The 19,455-nt window shown below is 69.8% G+C and carries 17 protein-coding genes; 9 read left to right on the top strand and 8 right to left on the bottom strand.

The window, feature by feature from the left end; translation table 11 throughout:
* The first annotated feature begins 106 nt into the window (after window positions 1-106).
* Window positions 107-1,141, top strand: coding sequence for a GntR family transcriptional regulator (locus tag LXB15_RS00280; protein WP_233950319.1), 1,035 nt, complete (start codon window positions 107-109; stop codon window positions 1,139-1,141).
* A gap of 27 nt (window positions 1,142-1,168) precedes the next feature.
* Here the strand turns inward: LXB15_RS00280 and rirA are convergent, their stop codons facing one another.
* Both rirA and LXB15_RS00270 read right to left on the bottom strand, forming a co-directional pair.
* Window positions 1,169-1,633, bottom strand: coding sequence for an iron-responsive transcriptional regulator RirA (rirA, locus tag LXB15_RS00275; RefSeq protein ID WP_233950318.1), 465 nt, complete (start codon window positions 1,631-1,633; stop codon window positions 1,169-1,171).
* A 159-nt stretch (window positions 1,634-1,792) separates the two neighbouring features.
* A complete protein-coding gene (locus LXB15_RS00270; RefSeq protein WP_233950317.1) occupies window positions 1,793-3,988 on the bottom strand; it encodes a TonB-dependent siderophore receptor in 2,196 nt (731 codons plus the stop codon).
* A 535-nt stretch (window positions 3,989-4,523) separates the two neighbouring features.
* On the opposite strand from LXB15_RS00270, the gene exbB reads away from it, so the two are divergent.
* From exbB to LXB15_RS00240, 6 genes are all read left to right on the top strand, one after another.
* Complete coding sequence (gene exbB / locus LXB15_RS00265; RefSeq protein ID WP_233950316.1) at window positions 4,524-5,687, top strand: tonB-system energizer ExbB; 1,164 nt, start codon at window positions 4,524-4,526, stop codon at window positions 5,685-5,687.
* A gap of 4 nt (window positions 5,688-5,691) precedes the next feature.
* Complete coding sequence (exbD, locus tag LXB15_RS00260) at window positions 5,692-6,132, top strand: TonB system transport protein ExbD (RefSeq protein ID WP_233950315.1); 441 nt, start codon at window positions 5,692-5,694, stop codon at window positions 6,130-6,132.
* A 2-nt stretch (window positions 6,133-6,134) separates the two neighbouring features.
* Window positions 6,135-7,124, top strand: a complete 990-nt coding sequence (locus LXB15_RS00255; protein ID WP_233950314.1) for an energy transducer TonB — start codon at window positions 6,135-6,137, stop codon at window positions 7,122-7,124.
* Between the two features lie 328 nt (window positions 7,125-7,452).
* The gene (locus LXB15_RS00250) at window positions 7,453-7,782 is read left to right on the top strand and encodes a cytochrome c (protein ID WP_233950313.1); all 330 of its coding nucleotides are present in this window, start codon (window positions 7,453-7,455) and stop codon (window positions 7,780-7,782) included.
* Between the two features lie 133 nt (window positions 7,783-7,915).
* On the top strand, window positions 7,916-9,634 hold the full coding sequence (locus tag LXB15_RS00245; RefSeq protein ID WP_233950312.1) for an ABC transporter ATP-binding protein: 1,719 nt from the start codon (window positions 7,916-7,918) through the stop codon (window positions 9,632-9,634).
* Window positions 9,635-9,772: 138 nt separating this feature from the next.
* A complete protein-coding gene (locus LXB15_RS00240) occupies window positions 9,773-11,983 on the top strand; it encodes a TonB-dependent siderophore receptor (protein ID WP_370640254.1) in 2,211 nt (736 codons plus the stop codon).
* Between the two features lie 140 nt (window positions 11,984-12,123).
* On the opposite strand, the gene LXB15_RS00235 is transcribed toward LXB15_RS00240, so the two are convergent.
* Window positions 12,124-12,453 carry a hypothetical protein gene (locus LXB15_RS00235; RefSeq protein WP_233950310.1) on the bottom strand — a complete coding sequence of 110 codons (330 nt, stop codon included), beginning with the start codon at window positions 12,451-12,453 and terminating at the stop codon, window positions 12,124-12,126.
* Between the two features lie 233 nt (window positions 12,454-12,686).
* Window positions 12,687-13,172, bottom strand: a complete 486-nt coding sequence (locus LXB15_RS00230) for a hypothetical protein (protein ID WP_233950309.1) — start codon at window positions 13,170-13,172, stop codon at window positions 12,687-12,689.
* Between the two features lie 275 nt (window positions 13,173-13,447).
* Here LXB15_RS00230 and LXB15_RS00225 point away from each other — a divergent pair, with 275 nt between their 5' ends.
* Window positions 13,448-14,167, top strand: coding sequence for a pentapeptide repeat-containing protein (locus LXB15_RS00225; protein ID WP_233950308.1), 720 nt, complete (start codon window positions 13,448-13,450; stop codon window positions 14,165-14,167).
* Window positions 14,168-14,290: 123 nt separating this feature from the next.
* Entirely contained in the window at window positions 14,291-14,446 is a 156-nt protein-coding gene (locus LXB15_RS00220) for a hypothetical protein (protein WP_233950307.1), read from the top strand.
* A 135-nt stretch (window positions 14,447-14,581) separates the two neighbouring features.
* Here the strand turns inward: LXB15_RS00220 and LXB15_RS00215 are convergent, their stop codons facing one another.
* The 4 genes from LXB15_RS00215 to LXB15_RS00200 all read right to left on the bottom strand — a co-directional run bounded on the left by LXB15_RS00215 (window position 14,582) and on the right by LXB15_RS00200 (window position 19,403).
* Window positions 14,582-15,628 carry a siderophore-interacting protein gene (locus LXB15_RS00215; RefSeq protein ID WP_233950306.1) on the bottom strand — a complete coding sequence of 349 codons (1,047 nt, stop codon included), beginning with the start codon at window positions 15,626-15,628 and terminating at the stop codon, window positions 14,582-14,584.
* Between the two features lie 36 nt (window positions 15,629-15,664).
* Entirely contained in the window at window positions 15,665-16,477 is an 813-nt protein-coding gene (locus LXB15_RS00210; RefSeq protein ID WP_233950305.1) for an ABC transporter ATP-binding protein, read from the bottom strand.
* Window positions 16,474-18,414 (bottom strand): Fe(3+)-hydroxamate ABC transporter permease FhuB, encoded by a 1,941-nt coding sequence (gene fhuB / locus LXB15_RS00205; RefSeq protein ID WP_233953282.1) that lies wholly within the window; start codon window positions 18,412-18,414, stop codon window positions 16,474-16,476. The genes LXB15_RS00210 and fhuB overlap by 4 nt, the downstream gene beginning before the upstream one ends.
* Before the next feature lie 62 nt (window positions 18,415-18,476).
* Window positions 18,477-19,403, bottom strand: coding sequence for an ABC transporter substrate-binding protein (locus tag LXB15_RS00200; protein ID WP_233950304.1), 927 nt, complete (start codon window positions 19,401-19,403; stop codon window positions 18,477-18,479).
* Window positions 19,404-19,455 lie beyond the last annotated feature (52 nt).

The raw sequence follows: 19,455 nt of genomic DNA, 5'->3' as shown, positions 1-19,455 counted from the left end.
ATCCCCGTTCCCCGGCGATAGCACCGGAGCGGACGTCGCGAACGCCGCGTTTGACGCTGGCGCCGGCATTGGGAAGAGTGCGCCCGGCCACGAACGGGAACCGACGATGCCGCAGAGCGAAGCCGCGAAGCCGACCGGAAACGCCCCCGAGCCCCTCTCGGGGACGGCGCCGCGGCTCTACGAGCGGGCCGCCGCGCTGCTGGAAGGGCAGATCGCATCGGGTGCCCTAGCCGAGGGCAGCTACCTGACAGAATCGATGGTGGCGGAGCGCTTCGGGATCAGCCGGCCGCCGGCCCGCCGGGCGCTGGCCGAACTCGCCGGCCGCGGGCTGCTGAGCCAGGCGAAGGGCAAGGGCTACGCCGTGCTCGCCGCCGGCGGAGAGACGCAAGCGGCAACGGCGGCTGGGCGCCCGTCCGACGCGGCGGAGGAGTCGGTGCGCCTGCTGTCGTCGGCCAGCTGGGAGCGGATCTACGGCGAGATCGAGGACCAGATCGTGGCGCGGATCTCCTTCGCCAGCTGGCGCATCAACGAGGCGCGGCTCGCCCGGCACTATGCCGTCAGCCGCACCGTCGCGCGCGACGTGGTCGGCCGGCTGCAGCAGCGCGGCATACTGCGAAAGGACGAGCGATCGCGCTGGTATGCGCCGGCGCTGACGCCGGACCACATCGCGGAACTCTACGAGCTGCGGGCGATCCTCGAACCGGTGGCGCTGCTCAAGGCGGCGGCCCGCCTGCCGGAAGGACTGCTGCCGCGCCTGCGCGCCCGGCTCGACGCGGCGATGGCGTCACCCGGGATCGGCGGCGCGACTCTCGACGCGCTGGAGGAGGATCTGCACGTCACCCTGCTCGGCCATTGCGGCAACCAGGCGCTGATGCAGGCGATCACCCTGCCACAGTCGCTGCTGATCGCGCACCGGTTCCTCTATCGCTGGACGCCGCGGCTGTTCGAATCCGAGCCGTTCCTGCCCGAGCATCGCGACATCCTGGAACATCTGGCGGAAGGCGACGCCGGGGCCGCGGCGCAGGCGCTCCGGCACCATCTCGACGTCTCGCGCGAACGCGCCGTCGCCCGCGTCGACCTGATCCGGCGCGAGTTCAACGCCGAGGACCTGCCCTATCTGGAGCGGCTGGCGGCAGAGTGAGAAGTGGCAGCGGCCGGGCGGGCGCGATCAGCTCGCGGCGGCCAGCGGCTCATCGAAATCGGCAAGGCCGAGGCGGCGGCGCATCTGGCCGTTGTCGCCGATGAGATCGCCGATCGTGTATTCGTCGAGCACCGACAGGAACGCCTCGAGCGCCTTGCGCAGCGCGGTGTTCAGCCGGCAGTTGTCGATCAGCGGGCAGTCGACGGCGCCGCTCTCGAAACATTCGGCGAGGGTGAAATTGTCTTCGGTGAGCTCGACGACGCGGCGCAGGCTGATCGCCGCGGCCGGCCGGCCGAGCCGGATGCCGCCGTTGCGGCCGCGTACGGTCTCGATCATGCCCGCCTCGACCAGCGGCTGCAGGATCTTGAACATGAACAGTTCCGACGCCTGGTTGGCGGCGGCGATGTCCTTGATCCGGCTGAGGCGACCGCGATTGGTGGCGCAGTACATCAGGATCCGGATGGCGTAGTTGGTCTGGCGTGTCAGCCGCATGGTGTCAGGTCCTTCTCCGCGCCAGGAAGCGGAAGATGGAGCCTTTTTAGAAGAATTCCAAGTCTTTTTGAAGGTCGCCGGACGGGCCTGCACCGAAACCTCCGGAAACGTGCAGCGTGAGCCCGCGGCACAGGGGCCGCGGGCGTAGGAGGATCGCGATCAGAAGCGGTAGCGGACGCTGCCGATGACGTTGCGGCCCGGCTCGCGGTAGCAGAAGCCGGACGAGCAGATCTGCGAATCCTCGTCGAGGAGGTTGGTGGCGTTGACCTGCAGCCGCGCCCCCTCGAGCAGCGGGATGTCGTAATGCAGCGCCGCGTCGAGGAAGAACCGCTCGTCGTTCTCGAAGCTGTTCTCGTCGTCGCCGTAACTCTTGCCGACATAGCGGACGCCGGCGCCGAAGCCGAGCCCGGCCGCGACGCCGCCCTCGATCGTGTAGTCGCCCCACACCGAGGCCGTGTGGTAGGGCGTCGAGGACAGCGTCCGGCCGGTCGTCGCCTCGGTGCCCTCGACGATCTCCATGTCGGTGTAGGCATAGGAAGCGATCAGGCTGAGGCCGTTGCCGAGCGAGGCCGTCCCCTCGAGCTCGAAGCCGCGCGAGCGCAGTTCGCCCCGCTGCACTTCCTCGTTGACGCCGGTGTCGACATTGACGTCGAAGAACACGCCGTTCTCCTGGGTGATGTCGAAGACGGCTGCGGTGAAGAAGGCGTTGACGCCCGGAACCTGAACCTTGACGCCCGCCTCGTACTGCTCGGCCTCGGTCGGCACGAAGGCCGATCCGTCCGATGCGGTACCGATATTCGGCGTGAAGGCGGTGGAATAGCTGACATACGGGGCGATGCCGGAGTCGAAGAGATACGACAGGCCGACGCGGCCGGAGAACGCCTCGTCCTTCTGCTCGTCCCGGTCGCCGAGATCGCCCGGCGTACCGGAGGCGGATTCGGTGCGGATCCAGTCGTAGCGGCCGCCGAGCGTCACCAGCAGCCGGTCGATGGCGATCTCGTCCTGCAGATAGAGGCCGACCTGGCGCTGCTCCTGTTCGGACGCGACGCTGTACTCCGGCATCGCCACCGCCACGTCGTAGCGCGGCGCGTCGAAGACCAGCGACGAGGCCGTGCCGTAGCCCTCCTTGTTGGTGAACTCGGCATAGGAAGCGTCGACGCCCGCCAGCACCTTGTGGCCGATGAAGCCGGTGTCGAATTCGGCCTGCAGCTGGCTGTCGGATACGACGCCGCCCAGCGTCTGGTCGAGGACGCCGGAGCCGCGATCGACGATCCCGTTCACCGGGCCGCCGAAGGCGTAGACATACTCCGAGTAGATATCGAGATCCTGGTAGCGCGCCTTCTGGCGGAAGGTGAAGACGTCGTCGATGCGGTGTTCGAACTCCAGCCCGATCCGGCCCTGCGTCTGGTCCAGATCGTTGAAGCTCGGGTCGCCGCCGGCGACGTCGGTGACGCGATTGTCGACATTGACGTAGGCGGCGGTGCCGCCCGAGCGGGAGCGCTGCAACTCGCCGAGGATGGTCAGCGAGGTGTCGCCGTCCGGCGCCCAGGTGAAGGCGGGTGCGATGCTCAGCCGGTCGTCCGGCGAGAACGGATAGTCGGTGTCGGAATCGCGGGCGACGCCAGTGAGCCGATAGGACACGGTACCGTCGGCGTTCATCGGGCCGGCGGCGTCGAAATTCGCCTGGTAGCGATCGTTGGTGCCGATCTGCGTCTCGACCTCGCGGAACGCCTCAGTTGTCGGGCGTTTGGAGCGCAGGTCGACGATGCCGCCGGCATTCGACGATCCGTAGAGGCCCGCCGAGGGACCCTTGAGAATGCTCAGCCCGCCGAGGCCGTAGGGCTCGATGTCGAAGGTGGCGAAGCCGTTGCCGAACTGGCGCAGGCCGTCGCGGAAGATGCCGGTGTAGGTCGCCGGGAAGCCGCGGATGAAGAAGGCGTCGAAACGGGGATCGAAGCCGTAGGCGCCGATCCGCACGCCGGGCGTGTAGGACAGCGTCTCGAGGAGGCTCTGCGGATTGCGGTCCTCCAGCTGCTGCTCCGTGACCACCGACACCGACTGCGGCACCTGGACCAAAGGCGTGTCGGTCTTCGTCGCGGAGACCGTCGCCCGCGGCACGTAGCCGTCGGCAACGAGCCCGCCGTCGCCGGTCCCGGTGCCGGCGCCGGCGCCCGAAGCGGCCGTAGCGGCACCCTCGATCGTCACCGTGTCGAGCTGGATCGTCGTCTCCTGGGCGAGGGCTGCGGACGATCCCCCGGCAAGGGCGAACGCCGTCGCGGCAGCGGCGGCGAGGTGCCCAAGCCGCGCGGCGCGTGCCTGGGGATTGAGGAGAATGGTCGTCTGGATACGCGTCATGGCACCGCCTTCGCTGGATGGGGCCCCGCGCCCCGATCCCCGACCGCTAGGTAAACTTGACTTACTGAGTCAACTTATGACGCGAGACAGGCACAATGCCGTCGGTCGCCTGTCGACGGGCCCAAGCAATTGTAACGCCTACGGACTTCCCGATATCCGGCGGCTGGAGCGCGACCGTGATGATTTCGTCTTCCGGCGCCGTGTTACATTCAGAACACAGTATCTGGAATTGTTCGCATTCTACTTTGCGATGCTGTCGCGGATGCATTCCCGCCAGCAAACGCGAGGAGATCGGCCCGGCCAAGTCCGGGGAGTGCCGCGACAGATCCTGAGGCACCGGTTGCGTGTCCGGTCGGCGCCGCCCGGCCGTCAGCAAATTCCGCGCGCCGGGACAGGACCCGACGAGGGAACCGGCGACCGGCCCTTTAAGTTGACTGTGATTATCATATTAACATAAGGGTTCCGCCGAAACGGCCCGGCGTTCCCGACTGCGCCTGCTCGCCCATCCGTGCAACAGACCATACCGATCGGCCTCATGACCACGATCCGCACCGTCCGGCACCGTGCCGCCCTCATCGCCGCGCTCGTCCTGCTTCCCGCGCTGATCGCGCATCCGGCCGTTGCTCAGGATACCGCGCCTGCCGCCCCGGATGCCTCGTCGGCCGTCGTCTCGCCCGAAAGCCCGCCCGCGGCGGCCAGCCCCGCGCCGGCCGTCTCCGATCCCGGCACGACGGCAGCGTCCCCCGCCAACCAGCCGTCGCCGGTACAGGCCGACGCTCCGGCAGCGACAGGCGATGGCGCCCCCGCCGCGGCGCCCGAGACCACCGCGCCGCCAGTCGTAAACGCCGCTGCGCCGGACGCCGCGCCGACCGATCCGGCCGTCGACACCGCCGAGCCGGCCGCCGCCCCGGGCGAGGCCGATGCGCCCGCTGCCGCGACGGGACCACGCGTCACGGAATTGGCGGCGCCGGCGCGCAGCGAGACGCTGCCGCACGATCTCTCGCCGCTCGGCATGTTTCTCGCCGCCGACTGGGTGGTGAAAGCGGTGATGATCGGGCTTGCCTTCGCGTCGCTGGTCACCTGGACGATCTTCGTCGCCAAGGGCATCGAGATCGCCTTCGCCAAGCGCCGCGCCCGCGCCGACGTCCGCCGCCTCGAACGCGCGCCGGACCTGGTGGGCGCGATCGGCGACGAGCGCTCGGCCCGCCGCTGGCGCAGCCCGGTGGCGCTGCTCGCCAAGTCGGCGGAAGCCGAGCGCGCGCGCTCGGCCGGCCTCTCCGACGACGGGGTCAAGGAGCGGGCCCAGGTGGCGCTGTCGCGAATCGAGTCGCGCGGCGCCCGCAGCATCAATCGCGGCACCGGCGTGCTGGCGACGATCGGCTCGACGGCGCCCTTCGTCGGCCTGTTCGGTACGGTCTGGGGCATCATGAACGCGTTCATCGGCATCAGCGAGGCGAACACCACCAACCTCGCGGTGGTGGCGCCGGGCATCGCCGAAGCGCTGCTGGCGACCGCGATCGGCCTCGTCGCGGCCATCCCCGCGGTGATCATCTACAACGTCTTCGCCCGCTCGATCGCCGGCTACCGCGCCATCCTGTCGGACGGCTCGGCCGTGGTGCTGCAGCACCTGTCGCGCGAGCTCGACCAGGACCGCGCCGGCACCCGCCGCGCCGCCCGCCTCGCCGAAGCCGCGGAGTAATTCCATGGCGTTCAAGCTCGAGCAGGAAGACGACGGCGTCGGCGAGGTCTCGGAGATCAACGTCACGCCGTTCATCGACGTGGTGCTCGTCCTCCTGATCATCTTCATGGTGGCGGCGCCGCTGTCGACCGTCGACGTGCCGGTGGACCTGCCGACCTCCAACGCCGTGCCGCAGGATCGGCCCCACGAACCGGTCTACCTGACGGTGCAGAGCGACCTGTCGCTGGTGCTGGGCGAGGCGCCGATCACGGCCGAGGCTCTTGCGGCCGCGCTGGACGAGCGGACCGGTGGCAATCGCGAGGAGCGGATCTTCCTGCGTGCCGACGGCGCCGTCTCCTATGCCTCGCTGATGGACGTCATGAACACGCTGCGCAGCGCCGGCTATGTCCGCATCGGCCTGGTCGGCGTCGAGGAAACGGCGGCGGCCGCGCCGCCGGCGCGCTGACCATGGCCGGGGAACCGCTCACGAGTGCCGAGACCGGCGGCGGTCGCGCCTCGCTGGCACGCTGGACGCTGGCCGCGACGGTCGTCGTCGCGGTTCATGCCGCCGGCGCCTGGGCGCTGGTGACGCAGGTACCGCCGGCCGAGCCCCAGGGCACGCCGCAGGCGCCGATCCTGATCGAACTCGCACCGCCCGCCGCCGCGCCGGAAGTCGCGGCGCTGGAAGCCGCCGAACCGGCGCCGGAACTGGTCGACACGCCGTCCGAGGAGCCTGCGCCGCCGGAGCCGGTCGAACCGGAGATCCCGACCGAGCCGACGCCGGACGTGCCGCCGGAGCCCGTGATCCCGCCCGAGCCGGTGGTGCCGGAACCGGTCGTACCGGAACCCGAGCCCGAGCAGCCGGAGGCAACGGTTCCCGAGCCCGAGCTGGAGACGCCGGAACCGCCTGAGCCGCCCGAGCCGGAGATCGCCGAGCCCGTACCGGAAGAACCGGAGCCGGAGCCCGCCACCATCGCCAACGTGCCGCTGCCGACGGCGCGGCCGACGCCGCCGCGCCCCGTCCGCGAGGCCGCGCGCCAGGAAGAGACCCGCGAGAAGCCGCGGCAGAAGAAGGCAGAGCCCGCGCCCCGCAAGCGCGAGGCGGCGGCCCCGCAGCGCCGCTCGCCGGCGCCGTCGACCGCGTCGCAAGGCCGCCGCCAGCAGCAGGCGTCGCAGGGCGCGAAGGTGTCGCGCGCTGCGCTTGCCTCATGGCAGAGCCGCGTCCAGGCCAGGCTCAACCGCAACAAGCGCACGCCGCGCGGCAGCGGCTCGGGCACCGTGCGGGTGGCCTTCGCTATGGACGGCAATGGCCGGGTCGTCTCGGTGCGGGTGGCGGGTTCGAGCGGCGTGGCCGCGCTCGACCAGGCGGCTGTCGCGCTGGTGCAGCGCGCCAGCCCGTTCCCGGCGCCGCCCAGCGGCCGCCAGGTCTCGCTCACCGTGCCGGTGGCGTTCCGCTAGCGGGACCGGGCTTTCCGGCCGGGTCAGTCATGTCCGGCGGGTCAGCGCGACTCGTCGGTGGTATCGTCGCCGCCGCTGGTAGCGCCGACGGGCGCGAGGAGATGGGCGCCTCGCTTCCTCCGCCGGACCTTCCGGCGATGGTGGCGGATCGCCCAGGCCCAGTTGACGGGGACTGGTCGCGGCGCCGTGCCGTTGTCATGATCCGTCCGTAGCGTCGGGTTCGGCTGCATCCCGTCGGCTGCGGCTCACGCGGTGACTTGCGGTGCGGCCGGTCGCGGCGCTAGCTGGTCCGGTCGCCCTATTCGGAAACGACATTGCGAGGGTTGTCATGCGTATCGTCCTGCTTGCACTCGCCCTTGCCGCCGGCCTCGGTGCCGCCCGCGCCCAGGCCCCGGACGCGGCAGCAGACCCGGTCGAGCGTGGCCGCATCCTCGTCGTCGCGAACTGCTCCGGCTGCCATGCCGTCGGGCTCGACGGCGACAGCCCCAACCCGCAGGCGCCGCCCTTCCGCAGCCTGTCCGAGCGGTTTCCGATCGACGCGCTGGAGGAGACCTTCATCGGCACGATCGACACCGGCCATCCGGGCATGCCGGTCTTCAAGGCGTCGCAGGAGCAGATCGACGACGTCATCGCCTATATCGCCGCCGTCATGGAATAGGCGCCCATCCGCGTACAGCGGCCGCTCCGTAGCCGGCCGCCACCCGCCTTGCCTTTCGCCTTCCGGGTCCGGATATACGCGGCCGCGCCGCCGCGATCGCCGGACCGTTTCATCATTCTTGCGAGTATCTGCCGTGCTGGCCCGTTTCTTTGCCTATTACCGTCCCTACAAGGGCCTCTTCGCGCTCGATTTCGGCTGCGCCGTCCTCGCCGGGCTGCTCGAGCTCGGCTTCCCGATGGCGGTGGCGGCGTTCATCGACCGGCTGCTGCCGAGCGGCGACTGGAACCTTATCCTGCTCGCCTCGGCCGGGTTGCTGGCGATCTACATCCTCAATACCGGGCTCCTGGCGATCGTGAACTACTGGGGCCACATGCTGGGGATCAACATCGAGACGGACATGCGCCGCAAGGCGTTCGACCATCTCCAGACCCTGTCCTTCAGCTTCTTCGACAACCGCAAGACCGGGCATATCGTCGGCCGGCTGACCAAGGACCTGGAGGAGATCGGCGAGATCGCCCATCACGGGCCGGAAGACCTGTTCATCGCGCTGATGACCTTCGTCGGCGCCTTCCTGCTGATGCTGTCGATCAACGTGCCGCTGGCGCTGATCACCGCCGCCATCGTGCCGGTCGGCACCTATCTCACCGCCCGCTACGGCGGCGCGATGACCCGCACCTGGCACGCGATCTACGGCAGCGTCGGCGAGTTCAACGCCCGGATCGAGGAGAATGTCGGCGGCATCCGCGTCGTGAAGGCCTTCGCCAACGAGGACCACGAGCGCAAGCTGTTCGCCCGCAACAACGAGCTCTATCGCAGCCGCAAGCTCGACGCCTACCGCATCATCTCGGCGACGCTGTCGCTGAACTACCTGTCGCTGCGGCTGATGCAGATGATCGTCATGGTCGCCGGCACCTACTACGTGCTGACCGGCAGCCTGACCAATGGCGGCTTCATCGCCTTCCTGCTGCTGGTCGGGGTGTTCTTCCGGCCGGTCGAGAAGATCGCAGCGGTGATCGAGTCCTATCCCAAGGGCATCGCCGGCTTCCGCCGCTATACCGAGCTGCTGGACACCAAGCCGGAGATCGGCGACGCCCCCGGCGCGGCGGACGTGCAGGCCCTGCGCGGCGACATACGCTACGACCGGGTGACCTTCGGCTACCGGCCGGGCAAGCCGATCCTGACCGAGCTGAACCTGTCGATCCGCGCCGGCGAGACGGTGGCCTTCGTCGGCCCCTCGGGCGCCGGCAAGACCACGCTCTGCTCGCTGCTGCCGCGCTTCTACGAGATCCAGGGCGGCTCGATCAGCATCGACGGGATCGACATCAGGCAGATGACGCTGCGCTCGCTGCGCCGCCATATCGGCGTGGTGCAGCAGGACGTCTTCCTGTTCGGCGGCAGCATCCGCGACAACATCGCCTATGGGCGTCTCGACGCGTCCGAGGCGGACATCCGCCAGGCCGTGCGCCGGGCGCATCTCGACGACACGATCGCGCGCCTGCCGGAAGGGCTCGACACCATCGTCGGCGAGCGCGGCGTCAAGCTGTCGGGGGGGCAGAAGCAGCGTCTGTCGATCGCCCGGATGTTCCTGAAGAACCCGCCGATCCTGATCCTCGACGAGGCGACCTCGGCGCTCGACATGGAGACCGAACAGGCGATCCAGGCCTCGCTCGCGGAGCTGTCCGAGGGCCGCACGACGCTCGTCGTCGCGCACCGCCTGTCGACCATCCGCCAGGCCGACCGGATCGTCGTGGTCGACCAGTCGGGCGTCGTGGAAGAAGGCGCGCACGCCGACCTCCTCGGCCGCCGCGGCGCCTATCGCCGGCTGCACGACGCGCAGTTCGTCGTCGCCTGACGCGGTGCGCCTGGCCGCCTTGCGGCGAAATTGTGGCATGGCGGCAACAGGTCCGCGCGCGGAGGTGCCAGCCTAAAACTTGACACTTGGAGTCAAGTTATGTTCGTGCGAGGGCTCGGTGATCGAGTCTCCAACCGGATGAACCCCATGTATCTGCGTGCCCGCCTGCTCGTTTCCGTTTCCGCGATCGGCCTCGCGACGCTGTCGCAGGCAGTGGCGCAGACCAATGGCCAGATCGTGCTGGACACGATCGTGGTCGAGACGGACGGCGGTACGGGCGGCGCCCCCGGCGGGACCGGCACCGGGCCGGTCGACGGCTACGTCGCCCGCGACACCACCACCGGCGCCAAGACCGACACGCCGCTGATCGAGGTGCCGCAGTCGGTCTCGGTGCTCGGCCGCGAGGAACTCGACGACCGCGGCGTCCAGAAGGTCGACGAGGCGCTGCGCTACACGCCCGGCGTGTTCACGCAGCCCTACGGCTCCGACACCGATACCGACTGGTTCTACATCCGCGGCTTCAACGCCACCCAGACCGGCGTCTATCTCGACTCGCTGAACCTCTATTCCTACGCCTTCGGCGGCTTCATCATCGACCCGTTCCAGCTCGAGCGGATCGAAGTGATGCGCGGCCCGGCCTCGGTGCTCTACGGCGGCTCCAATCCGGGCGGCCTCGTCAACTCGATCTCCAAGCGCGCCACCGGCGAGCGCATCCGCTACATCGAGGGCGGCATCAACGACGACCCGAACGGCTACGGCGCCTTCGACATCGGTGACCGGCTCACCGAGGACGGGGTCTGGAGCTATCGCCTGCTCGGCAAGCTGAAGGGCGGCGAGACCGACACGGACTATGCCGACAATTTCCGCGGCTTCATCGCCCCGAACCTGACCTGGTCGCCGGATGCCGATACGCGGCTCAACCTCTACGCGACCTACCAGTATGACGACCAGCGCCACGTCAACGGCTTCCTGCCCTATGTCGGCAGCGTCGTCGACGCGCCGTTCGGCCGGATCGGCCGCGACCTCTATTATTCCGAGCCGGATCTCGACACGTTCGAGAACAAGCAGTTCACGCTTGGCTACGAGTTCGAGACGGCGGTCACCGACGCGATCACGCTGACCTCCAACACCCGCTACGGCCGTGTCGAGCGCGAGGAATACGGCCCGTATTTCAATGGGTACTACAATCCCAACACCGCGCCGGACCAGTATCAGGGCGGCTTCTTCAATCCTGAGACGCCTGACAGCCTCCTCTACCGCGTGAACTTCTCCCACGACACGACGGTCGACAACTTCACCACCGATAACCGCGCGACCTTCGAGTTCGCCACGGGCGCGGTGGCGCACACGCTGATGACCGGCATCGACTACAAGTATTTCGGGATCGATCAGGTGCAGTCATCCGGCGCCGCCGATCCGCTGAACCCGACTAACCCGAACTACACCAACGACCTGCCGGCACTCTGGGCGCCGTATCTCGACGAGACGATCGACCTCAACCAGCTCGGCGTCTACGTGCAGGACCAGGCGAAGTTCGGCGACGGCTTCATCCTGACGCTCAACGGCCGCTACGACGAGGTGTGGATCGACCGCGACGACCGCAGCAGCTTCGACGCCGACTACGACAGCCGGGAAGGCTCGTTCAGCGGCCGCGCCGGCCTCGGCTACGAATTCGCCAACGGCCTCGTGCCCTATGTCAGCGTCTCGCGCTTCTTCAACCCGCAGATCGGCACGGACGCCAACGGCGAAGGCGTCGTGCCGGAGGAAGGCGAGCAGTACGAGGTCGGCGTGAAGTACGAGCCGAGCTTCCTCGACGGCGTCTTCACCGCCTCGCTGTTCGACCTGACCCGCCGCAACACGCTGCAGTCGATCGCGCCGCTCTACATCCCGCAGACGATCGGCGAGATCAATTCGCGCGGCGTCGAGCTGGAAGCCAAGGTCAATCTCGACGAGAGCTGGCGGGTGACCGGCGCCTTCACCGCCTACGATCTGACGATCGAGAAGGACGCCAACCCCGACATCGTCGGCAACCGCCCCTATCTCGTGCCGGAAGTGCTGGCCTCGGCCTGGCTCGACTACACCGTCCAGCACGGCACGCTGAAGGGGCTCGGCCTCGGCGGCGGCATCCGCTACATCGGCGACAGCTACGCCGACAACGAGAACACGCTGAAGGTGCCGGACGCCACCGTCTTCGACGCGGCGATCCGCTACGACCGCGACGACTGGGGCGTCTCGCTGAACGTCAACAACGTCTTCGACAAGGAATATGTCTCGGGCTGCCAGACCAGCGCGTCCTGCGGCTATGGCGAGGGACGCGACGTGCTGCTGAAGGCGCACATGACCTGGTGAGGCGGCAGGCCGCGAGCCTTGCCCGCGGCGAGGGATCAGGCGGGCCCGCCGGGCGGGCCAGCCTCTCGACCCGGCGCCGCGGCATCCGGGTCGACGACATTGCCGGGGCGCGGCGCCACGCGCCGGCCCCGGCCGTCCGTTCAGTTCATGGCGACGGTGCTGGGCGCGATCAGGACGGTCGTGCCGTCGCGGCGGATGTCGACGGCCTGCGGCGCGCTGCCGACCGATTCCGGCACCATCAGCGTCAGCGACTGGCCGTCCGCGAGGCGGGTCGAGACGCGCACGGGCGAACCCTCGGCTCCGACCAGGGTCGCCACGACGTCGTAGCCGCCGTCGGCGACGGTGTAGTAGGCGACGCCGTTGAGGCCGCCGAGCTCGATGCTGCGCCCTTCGAGGGGCTTGAAATCGCCTGCCGTGGCGGCTGCTGTCGCGGCGATGAGGATCGCCGCGGCTCCGAGGAGCCTGTTCATGGTCTTCTCCATTGGGTGCTGCCCGCGTGCTCGTTCACGCGGAGAGCCGGCGTTGCCGGGAGCCCGCTTTATGCACACGCAGCGGCATCAGCGAAACTGAGAAATGTTGCGATGCAACGTAAGTTTTATTTAGCTGCGGCGGCGGGACGGCCGGCCATGGGCGGCGGGCGGCACGCGCCAAGCGGGCAGGCGCAGCAGCTACCCGGCGGAAACCGTCCGCCGATCGTGGAACCCTAGGCCAGGCCCTGTTTCTGGCAGTCGCCATAGACGTCGAGCGTCGCGGCGTTGGCGCCGCCGATCTGCTTGACGGCGAATGTCGGGCTGCCGGGCTGAACCTGCCGGCTCAACTCTCCCCGGAACAATCGGTCGTCCGCGGCGCCCTCGCCGCTTCTGGCAGACACCATGCCGCACACCGCGACGGTGCCCTGCGTGGTGAGACCCGATCGCAGCGGATAGAAGCTGACCCCGGCCGCGTCGGGGAAGCTGCGGATGACCGCGAGCCGCACCACGTCCGCCTCGGTCGGCGACAGCTCGTACGGCGTCGTCGGCGTGAGCTTCACGCCGGGCTTTTCCCCGTAGAGCGGCACGCCCATCAGCTGGATGTCCGGTATCGTGGCGCGCGGCAGGCTGGGAAACGCGAAGTTCGACATCGGCGAGCCGAGGCTGCAGCCGGCGAGCATGCCGCAGCTCGCGATAGCGATGATATGTCGTCGAGCCATGGACAAGCTCCCCCTCCGACATCGTGCTATCAGCCTGGTCGAGGAAATGTGCAAAAAAGCGGCAATCCTTGCGTAAATCTGTCGGTGTTGCTCTTCGGCCGCTACGTCACCCACCCGGCCTTCGTGCTTCGGACAGCAGCGCCGCCGGGACACAGAAAAAACTCCGCCGCGACGGCATGGCGCACCTAGGGGACCAACGACTATCTCATGCATTGTGCAGATGCTGACGCGGAGCGAGCCACAAGACGCCGCGTGCCTGAGCCGAGGATCCTGCCATGCGCCCGAACGCCGTCCCCTCCGACACTGCCCGCCGCTCGGCGCTCCCGGCCCTGGCTTTCGCCCTGCTTGCGGGCAGCACCCTGCCGGCCGCCGCGGCCGACTGCGCCGCCGCGGCGCGGCCGGGCATCGACTGGAGCGGATGCAACCGGAAGAACCTCAGCCTCGAAGGCGCCAGTCTCGACGGCGCGGACCTGCGGGACGCCGATTTCGGCCTGACCAACCTGCGCAACGCCCGGCTCGACGCCGCCAATCTGGAGGAAGCCGAACTCGTGCGGACTTCGCTCGCCGGGGCGATTGCCGACGGCGCGAACTTCACCAAGGTCGAGGCCTATCGCACGAATTTCTCCGGAATCTCGGCCCGGGAAGCCTCGTTCCGGAGCGCCGAACTGCAGCGGGCGAATTTTTCCGGCGCCGTCCTGTCCGGCAGCAATTTCGAGAAGGCCGAGCTTGGTCGCGCGAATTTCGCGGATGCCGAGCTGGCCGGCAACATGTTCGGCTTCGCCAACCTCGCCCGCGCCAGTTTCGCCGGCGCACGGATTGCCGGCGAGCTGGATTTCACCGGCGCCTACATGTTCCTGACCCGCATCGAGGGCAGCGACCTCTCCGCCGCCCGCGGCCTGACGCAGATGCAGATCGAGCTTGCCTGCGGGAACGACGCGACCATCCTTCCCGCCGGCCTGGTGGCGCCAGAACGCTGGCCCTGCGGCAAGGAATAGGGCGGACGGCGCCCGATATCCGGCCATCGCGCGCCGATATCCGGTCTCCAGCGGCCTTCCGCCTTCTTTTGCCGGCAATTATGCGCTAATGCAGCGCACAATCCTCCATGCATCGAGATCACCATGTCCAGCACGAAGCCGTCCATGCTCACGCGCGACCAGACCGTCTGGCGCGAAGGCCGCGAAGCGGCCCGCAAGCGCCTGACCAAGAAAGACAACCCCTACGCCTCCGGTACCGCCGACCACCGCGCCTGGAACAAGGGTTTCAAGGGCGAGTAGGAATCGGCTGCGCCGCGTCCGCGGCGGTCGTTCCGGCCGCGGTGCGGCGCATGAAGTCCTCCCCATAAACTGCGCAATAATCATACCTGCTTAGCCGGCGTACCTTTTCGGCCGCCGAGGCTGATAAGACCGCGTCTATCCGCCTTTCGTGCCCTTGCGCCAGTAGGCGGCGACGCGGTGGCGCTCGCGCGGCAGGCCGAGCACCGCCCGGCAATGCCGGCGGATGGCGACGAAGTCGCGATGTTCGCAGCCCGCCCAGACGAAGCCGTCCGGACCGAGCGTATCGGCAGTCAGCTCCCGCGCTGAATCGGCGAGGCGAGCGCCGGCACCGCGATGCAGCCATGTTACGTCGAAGGCGGCGGCGCTGGTCAGCGCCTGCTCCTCCGCCGCGCCGGCGACCTCGATCACCACTTTCGCCGTGACCGATGCCGGCAGGCGCCGCAGCAGGCGGTCGATGGCCGGGATCGCCGTCTCGTCCCCGAAGAAGAACAGCCGGTTGCCCGGTGGCACGCCCGCGTCGCCGAGCGGACCCGCCATGCCGACGATGTCGCCGGGCGCGGCATTGACGGCGAAGGACGAGCCCGGCGTCGCGTCGCCGTCGTGGCGCAAAATGTCGATCGACACGTGCCCGCTCGCCGGGTCGATCGCCCGGACGGTGTAGACCCGCGGCGTCAGCATGTCCTCGCCCTGCGGCCAGACCGGGCAACCGTCCTCCGCCAGCACCGGCCCGCGGAGCGGCCGACCCGCCGGCGGGAAGAACAGCCGCACGTGCAGACCGCCCGCCTCGAAGCGCGCCAGATCGCTGCCCTCGAGCACGACGCGGCGCATGCACGGGGTGACGTCGGCGGTCGAAACCACCCGCATTTCGCGCCAGAAGGCGGGCGTGCCCTCGGAGGCGCCGTCGCCGGTCCAGCGCACCGGCGGCGCCCGCTCGCCGAGGAATTCCTGCAGATGGCTGACGATGCCCCACTTGACGTAGATCAGGTTGGTCTCGTCTTCGGCGCGGGCGCGTACCGACAGCCCCGTCGGCGAGGCGAGGATCGCGAAGCGCCCATAGGGGATGACGATGCGTCCGGCGGCGCCGCGGCGCTGCACGGCGCCGTGCTCGACATAATGCTCGCAGAACAATTCGAGCAGCTTTTCCGGCTCCGGGGCGGACAGGTCGCAGGTGGCGGTCAGCATGCTGGCCTCATCGGTTCGGGTGGGCGCTTCAGACGGTCAGTTGGCAACGGCCACCCCCGCGGGATGGCGGGGATGCGCCAGGATCTGCATGTCGAGCCGGTAGACGCGGTGCAGGCATTCCGGCGTCATGAAGCGGTGCACGGTCTCGCTGGCGACGAGACGGCCATCGCGCAGCGCCAGCACGTGGTCGCAGAAGCGCGAGGCCATGTTGACGTCGTGCAGCACGACGACGACGCAGCGCCCGCCCTCGTGCGCCAGCCGGCGGATCAGCGACAGGACCTCGATCTGGTGGCTGACGTCGAGCGCCGAGGTCGGCTCGTCGAGCAGCAGGCAACCGGCGTCCTGCGCCACCAGCATCGCCAGCCAGACGCGCTGGCGCTCGCCGCCCGACAGCGTGTCGAGGTCGCGGTCGGCGAAAGCGCTGGTGCCGGTCAGCGCCATCGCCTCCTCGGTCGCCGCCGCGTCCGCCTTGGTGAAACGGCCGAACGGCCCGTGCCAGGGATAGCGGCCGAGCGCCACCACCTCCCGGCTGGTCAGGCCGGTGCCGGCCTGCGGATATTGCGGCAGATAGGCAATGCGCCGGGCGAACTCGCGCGCCGGCCAGTTGGCCAGCGGGCGGCCATCGAAGGTGAGCTTCCCGGCGCTGGGGGCGGCCTGGCGGGCGAGCAGCCTGAGCAGGGTGGACTTGCCGGAGCCGTTCGGCCCGACGAGGCCGAGAACCTGGCCGCCGGCGATTCGCGCCGAGAGCGGATGCAGGATGGTCGTGCCCGCAATGTCGTAGCGCACGTCGGTCAGCGCAAAACCGCTGTCCGCCGGCGACACGCGCGCTTCGGGGTGGTTCGTCGTCATGCGTTGCGTCTCTGCAGAAGCCAAAGAAGGATCGGCGCGCCGACGAGCGAGGCGACGAGGCCGGTCGGCAGCTGGAACGGGAAGGCGATGCTGCGCGCCAGCCAGTCGGCGACAACGAGAATGGCCGCGCCGGCGAGCGCCGAGAGCACCAGTCCGCTGCCCGCCGGCCGCACGCCGAGGAACCGCACCAGATGCGGCGCGATCAGGCCGACGAAGGTCAGCGGGCCGGCGAGCGGCGTCGCGACCGCGGTGGTGACGGCCGCGAGCACCAGCAGCAGCGCCCGGGCCGTCGCCAAGGGTACGCCGAGCCCCAGCGCCGCGGCCGGGCCGAGCGGCAGGACCGCCAGCCAGCGCATGAAGCCAAGGCCCGTCACGAGGCCGAGACCCGCCAACGCGAAGGAGGCGATCGCCGAGGCCGGCGCGACGGTCTGCGCCGCGCCGGTCATCCAGGACAGAAGCTGGAAGGCGCGCGGGTCGCCGGCGGCGGAGAGGACGCCGATGACGGCATCGAGCAGCGCCGCGAGCGCGATGCCGGCGAGCAGCATGCGCTCCGGCTGGAAGCCGCTGCGGCGCGCCAGCAGCAGGATCAGGGTCAGCACGAGCCCGGCGCCGATGGTCGCCGCGACGGTGGCGCCCAGCGCCGTCTGCGCCAGCCCGGCAAACAGCGCGATGGCCATGGCGAAGGTCGCGCCGGCGCTGACGCCGAGGATCTCGGGGCTGGCCATCTCGTTGCCGGATAGCCGCTGCAGGAGGAAGCCGGCGGTACCGAGAAGCAGCCCCGCCGTCGCCATGGCAAGCACCCGCGGCCACCGGAACGGCAATATGTCGGCCATGGCTGTAGAGGAGAGGATCTCCCAGCCGCCGCTCGGCGTGCGCCCGACGAACAGCGCGACCAGTACCAGCGCCAGGAGGGACGCGGCGAGGACGAGCGGCGCCACATAGACCGAGCCGGCTATGGACCGGCGGGCTCGCGGCGAAGCCATCGCCTCGACGCGCCGCATCCGCGCGGTGACCCGCGGCAGCAGCCAGAGCAGGATCGGCGAGCCGAGCAGCGCCGTCACGGCACCGGTCGGAAGGAAGTCGGCGGCAGCGCCCGCGAGAAGCTGCACGACAAGGTCGGTGACCAGCAGCAGCAGCGCGCCGACGGCGGTGGCGCCGGCAAACCGGCTGGCGAAGCTGCGCGCCCCGGCGAGCCGCACCAGGATCGGCGCGACGAGACCGATGAAGCCGATCGATCCGACCGCGCTGGTCACGAACGCCGCCAGCAGCACGGCGAGCCCGACGGCGGCGAGGCGCAGCGTCGAGACGTCGAGGCCGAGGCCGCGCGCCGCCGCTTCGCCGAGATCGAGCACCGCCAGCGGCCGCACGATCAGCAGCGCAAAGGGCGCAACGATGGCGAGGCGCAGCGCGAGGTCGGTCGCCGGGTCCCAGCTTTGCTGGCTGAGCGAGCCGGCGCCCCAGACGAAGAGGCTGGCGAGATAGCGGCTTTCGACGAGGGTCAGGCTCGCCGCCAGCGCCCCGCAATAGAGGCTGACCAGCAGGCCGGAGAGGATCAGCGAGACCGGCGAATAGTCCTGCCGCCGGCTGAGCGCGAAGACCAGGGCAGCGGCAAGGCCGGATCCTGCCAGCGCCACGACGTCGCGGCCCCAGCCGAAGAGCGCCGGGAAGAACAGCGTCACGATCACCAGCGCCAGCCGCGCGCCGGCATCGATGCCGAGCGTCGTCGGCGAGGCGAGCGGGTTGCGCAGCGCCTGCTGCAACAGCGCGCCGGAGGCGCCGAGCGCCGCGCCGCACAGGACCGCCATCGCAAGGCGCGGCAGGGTGGCATAGACGAGCACCATCCGTTCGGCGTCGTAGCCGGCCAGCTTGCCGCGCCAGAGGACCGGCAGGCTGGGGCCGAGAAAGACCGCCCCGAGCCCCAGCGCCAGCAGCGCCATGACGAGGACCAGCCGCTCGGCGCCCCCGATCCGGCCGATCCCTGCGGTTGCGGCGAGCGACGTCACGCCGCCTGCCTTTCCAGTTCGTCGAGCAGCAGCGTGGCGAGGCGCCGGGCGGTAGGGACGCCGCCGAAGGCGGCGACGGTCGGCAGGATCGGCACCGGGCCGCCGTCTTCCCGCAGCGGCAGCGAGCGCCACAGCGGGCTGTCTTCGAGGACCCGCCGCACGTCGTCCGGCATGTAGTCGGCGACCGCCGTCGCCTCGCCGATCTCGGCGAGGCGCTCGACGCCGACCGTGGCAAAGCCCCAGAAGATCCCCTCGCCCTGCCAGGCGTTGTGCAGCCCGAGCCGGTCCATGACGTCCTGCTGCATGCCCGGCCGCGCATAGACGCGCACGTGCCGCGGATCCATGAAGGACAGCATGACGATCGGCTTGTCGCGGAACGGCCTTGCCCGTTCGGCGCAGGCCGCGAAGAAGGCCTCGGTGTCGGCGAGATAGGCCGCCGCCTCCGCCTCGCGCCCGAGCAGGGTTCCGAGCCGGCGCATGGCGGCGATCGCCTTGGGCAGCGGCGAGCCGCCCGGCGAGTAGATCGCGAAGCGCTCGACCGGGGCGATGCGGCTCACCTGCGGCTCGGTCATCGCGGTGAATTCGGTGGTGACGATCAGGTCCGGCCGGAGCGCCGCCAGCAGCTCGAGATTGGGGGCGAGCCCCGTACCGATGTCGACGGTGCCGGCCGGAAGCGGCGGCGCGCCGACCCATTTCAGCCATTCGTTCGCGTCGGCGAGCGCGATCGGCGGCACGCCGAGCACGATCATCTGCTCGGCCAGGGCAAAATCCAGCGAGGCGACCCGCAGCGGGCCGGCGAAGGCCGCCCGCGAACGCAGCACGAAGGGCGCCGCGAGGAGCCCGCCCAGCACCATGCGACGGCTGGGGGTCATCACGCCGCGGCCGGCCTGGGAGACCTTGGAAGGGGCCTGGTGATCGGACAAGAGCGGTGTCCCGTGAAGAGATTTCGGCAGGGTAGCGGGCGCGCAGGACGGC

The sequence above is a fragment of the Aurantimonas sp. HBX-1 genome (assembly GCF_021391535.1).
In the GTDB taxonomy this organism is placed as follows: Bacteria; Pseudomonadota; Alphaproteobacteria; order Rhizobiales; family Rhizobiaceae; genus Aurantimonas.
Note: the sequence above shows the minus strand (reverse complement) of the source record. Positions and strands in the feature narration are given on the sequence as shown.

Excerpts from the sequence above, each read along its gene's own strand:
- LXB15_RS00280 (WP_233950319.1), top strand. The coding sequence starts at position 107 with ATGCCGCAGAGCGAAGCCGCGAAGCCGACCGGAAACGCCCCCGAGCCC.
- rirA (WP_233950318.1), bottom strand. The coding sequence starts at position 1,633 with ATGCGGCTGACACGCCAGACCAACTACGCCATCCGGATCCTGATGTAC.
- LXB15_RS00270 (WP_233950317.1), bottom strand. The coding sequence starts at position 3,988 with ATGACGCGTATCCAGACGACCATTCTCCTCAATCCCCAGGCACGCGCC.
- exbB (WP_233950316.1), top strand. The coding sequence starts at position 4,524 with ATGACCACGATCCGCACCGTCCGGCACCGTGCCGCCCTCATCGCCGCG.
- exbD (WP_233950315.1), top strand. The coding sequence starts at position 5,692 with ATGGCGTTCAAGCTCGAGCAGGAAGACGACGGCGTCGGCGAGGTCTCG.
- LXB15_RS00255 (WP_233950314.1), top strand. The coding sequence starts at position 6,135 with ATGGCCGGGGAACCGCTCACGAGTGCCGAGACCGGCGGCGGTCGCGCC.
- LXB15_RS00250 (WP_233950313.1), top strand. The coding sequence starts at position 7,453 with ATGCGTATCGTCCTGCTTGCACTCGCCCTTGCCGCCGGCCTCGGTGCC.
- LXB15_RS00240 (WP_370640254.1), top strand. The coding sequence starts at position 9,773 with ATGAACCCCATGTATCTGCGTGCCCGCCTGCTCGTTTCCGTTTCCGCG.
- LXB15_RS00235 (WP_233950310.1), bottom strand. The coding sequence starts at position 12,453 with ATGAACAGGCTCCTCGGAGCCGCGGCGATCCTCATCGCCGCGACAGCA.
- LXB15_RS00230 (WP_233950309.1), bottom strand. The coding sequence starts at position 13,172 with ATGGCTCGACGACATATCATCGCTATCGCGAGCTGCGGCATGCTCGCC.
- LXB15_RS00225 (WP_233950308.1), top strand. The coding sequence starts at position 13,448 with ATGCGCCCGAACGCCGTCCCCTCCGACACTGCCCGCCGCTCGGCGCTC.
- LXB15_RS00220 (WP_233950307.1), top strand. The coding sequence starts at position 14,291 with ATGTCCAGCACGAAGCCGTCCATGCTCACGCGCGACCAGACCGTCTGG.
- LXB15_RS00215 (WP_233950306.1), bottom strand. The coding sequence starts at position 15,628 with ATGCTGACCGCCACCTGCGACCTGTCCGCCCCGGAGCCGGAAAAGCTG.
- LXB15_RS00210 (WP_233950305.1), bottom strand. The coding sequence starts at position 16,477 with ATGACGACGAACCACCCCGAAGCGCGCGTGTCGCCGGCGGACAGCGGT.
- fhuB (WP_233953282.1), bottom strand. The coding sequence starts at position 18,414 with ATGGCGCTGCTGGCGCTGGGGCTCGGGGCGGTCTTTCTCGGCCCCAGC.